Annotated in this window: 3 protein-coding genes; all 3 read left to right on the top strand. The window is 70.4% G+C overall.

The annotated features are described in order from the left end of the window. The coding region (locus WA965_RS19750) for a protein kinase family protein (protein ID WP_526447989.1) at positions 1-1,959 on the top strand (1,959 nt) is incomplete at its 5' end. Between the two features lie 98 nt (positions 1,960-2,057). After that, a complete protein-coding gene (gene sigM, locus WA965_RS19755) occupies positions 2,058-2,639 on the top strand; it encodes an RNA polymerase sigma factor SigM (RefSeq protein WP_526300746.1) in 582 nt (193 codons plus the stop codon). Positions 2,640-2,692: 53 nt separating this feature from the next. Further along, on the top strand, positions 2,693-2,893 hold a 201-nt coding region (locus WA965_RS19760), incomplete at its 3' end, for an RsmA family anti-sigma factor (protein ID WP_526447990.1).

Genomic DNA, 2,893 nt, shown 5'->3' on the forward strand with positions numbered 1-2,893 from the left:
GTGCTCCTCGGCGCGAAGGTGCCCGAAGCCCAGGCCGCACTCGCCGCGGTACGCAGGCGCCTTCGGCCCGGCGCGCAGGTGGCGACATCAGCGCCTTCGCCGTCCGTCCCGCCACGTCGCGACAGCGGCCTCACGTACCCTGAACCCAGAAATCCGCCGGCGAAGGTTGCCGGCGACTGGAGGGGGAAAGGATCAGCGGTGAGCGACAAACCCACCGGCGGTTCCCCCTCGGACGCTGATGCCACCACCCGGATCGACCGGCCGTCGGCCGATGACTTCCAGCCGGACGTTCCCGACACGTCCGCGCACCCGCCGCAGCCCGATTCCGAGACCGCGGTGCTGCCCTCGTCGAGCACGGGCCGTCCGCCGACCTCCGAGTCGACCCGGCCACCCTCCGAGTACGGCGGCGACCCGTCCCGCGAACCCCTGGCGTTCGATCCGCCACGGGAGCCGCCACTGGAGACGGCGACCGCAACCGAGAACGTGCACCTGATACCCGGTGCGATGATCTCCAACGGGCGTTACCGGCTGCTGGTCTTCCACGGCGGCCCCCCGCATCTGCAGTTCTGGCAGGCGCTCGATACAGCACTCGACCGTCAGGTGGCACTGACGTTCGTCAGCCCCGACGGGACGATGACCGAGCGCGAGGTACAGGACATCCTGTCCCGGACCCAGAAGCTCAGCCGCATCGACATGCCCGGCGTGGCGCGGGTGCTCGACGTCGTCGCCACCGGATCCAGCGGTCTTGTGGTCTCGGAGTGGATTCGTGGTGGCTCGCTGGCCGAGGTCGCCGACACCACACCGTCACCGATCGGCGGCGCCCGCGCGATTCAGTCCCTCGCCGCGGCCGCCGAGGTCGCGCATCGCAACGGGGTGGCACTGTCGGTGGACCATCCCGGCCGGATCCGGGTCAGCATCGAAGGTGACGTGGCGTTGGCGTTCCCGGCGACGCTCCGCGACGCGACACCTGAGGACGACATCCGCGGAATCGGCGCGGCGCTCTACGCCCTGCTGATCGATCGGTGGCCGCTGCCCGAATCGGGCGAATCCAGTGGCCTGGCACCGGCCGATCTCGACGCGGCCGGCCAGCCCGTCGAACCCCGGGCCATCGACCGCGACATCCCCTTCCAGATCTCGGCTGCCGCATCACACGCCGTCCAGGAGGGCGGCGGAATCCGCAGCGCGCCAACGCTGCTCAACCTGCTTCAACAGGCCACCGCGATCGCCGACCGCACCGATCACATCGCGCCGGTCGCGGACGCGGTGCCCGAGACACGGTCCGGGGGCTGGCTCGGTACGCCCTCCGACGACGCCGGATCGGACACGCGCCGACGCAGAGGACTCATCATCGGGTTGGCGGTCGCGGCGGTCATCGTGGTCGTCGCGGTGGTGCTGCTGGCATCCGTGCTGGGCCGCATCTTCGGCGATGTCGGCAACGGACTCGGTGGTGACGAACTCGGCCTGAACGCGCCCACCACATCGGAGTCCGCCGCGCCGGGAGCTGCCGGTGGGGTCCTCGAACCCGTTGCCGTGACCGTGTTCTCACCCGAAGGTGAGGCCGACGCTCCGGAACTCGCCGACCTGGCGATCGACGGCAACCCGTCGACGGTGTGGGCCAGCGACACCTACTCGGACGCGGTGCCCTTCCCCGGTTTCAAGAACGGGGTCGGGCTGATGTTGCAGCTGTCGGAGCCGGCCACCGTCGGCTCGGTCACCGTGAACCTCAACAGCACCGGCACCGCCGTGCAGATCCGGTCGTCGGATACGGCGTCGCCGTCGTCGTTGGAGGACACCACCGCCCTCACCCAGCCCGCCACGATGCGGCCGGGGTCCAACACCATCGAGGTGGACAACGCGTCGCCGACGTCGTACGTCCTCGTCTGGATCTCGACTCTGGGCTCGGTGAGCGGGGAAAGCCGCACCGACATCTCGGAGATCACTCTCCGGTCCGCGTCCTGACACCCGCTCCCCAGGCACCTCCCAGCGTCTTCGCATGTCGCGGCGCGGTCCGAAAACTGGTGCGGGGAGCCACCCTCGGCGCCGTTTAGTGTTCGCCTGTGGGGATATTCGGGGGAACACGGGGGCAACCCGGCCAGGCGCGCACCGACGCCGAGTTGCTCACCGCACACGTCAGCGGAGACCGGTACGCGTTCGAGGAGCTGTTCTACCGGCACCACCGCCAGCTCTACCGGCTGGCGCTGCTCACCAGTCGTGACCGCGACGACGCCGCCGACGCGCTGCAGGACGCGCTACTGGCGGCGCACCGCACGGCCCGCGCGTTTCGGCACGATTCGGCCGTCAGCAGCTGGCTGCACCGGATCGTGGTCAATGCCTGCCTGGACCGGTTGCGCCGCAACAAGTCCCACGCATACGACGAGCTCGTCGAGGAGCGGTGCGGGGCGGTTGACCCGACCGCCCGGGTCGACACGGCCATCATGGTGGAACGAGCGCTGATGCGCCTTCCCGTGGAGCAGCGCGCCGCCATCGTCGCCGTGGACATGCAGGGGTATTCGGTGGCCGAGACCGCGCGGATGCTGGGGGTCGCCGAGGGCACGGTGAAGAGTCGATGTTCGCGCGCACGGGGCAAGCTCGCCGAATCCCTGGCCTCCTTCGCCGCGGGCAGCGCGACCGCCGAATGAGCGTCGGTTAGCCTCGAAGCCGATCGTGAGAGCGTCGACCGGCGGAGGCAGGAATGGACAGCGGTGCGGGCCGCGGGCCTGGATCCAGTCCCGAGCCCGAACTGCACGTCACGCCCGAACTGCTCGCCGACCTGCAGGCCGGTCTCCTCGACGACAACACCGCGGCGCGGGTACGCAGACACGCTCGCTCAGACCCCGGTGCGGCGCGCACCCTCGCCGAACTCGACGCGGTGCGCCGCGGCCTGGCGCACCTG

The sequence above is a fragment of the Mycobacterium sp. genome, assembly GCF_049683935.1.
Classification (GTDB): Bacteria; Actinomycetota; Actinomycetes; order Mycobacteriales; family Mycobacteriaceae; genus Mycobacterium.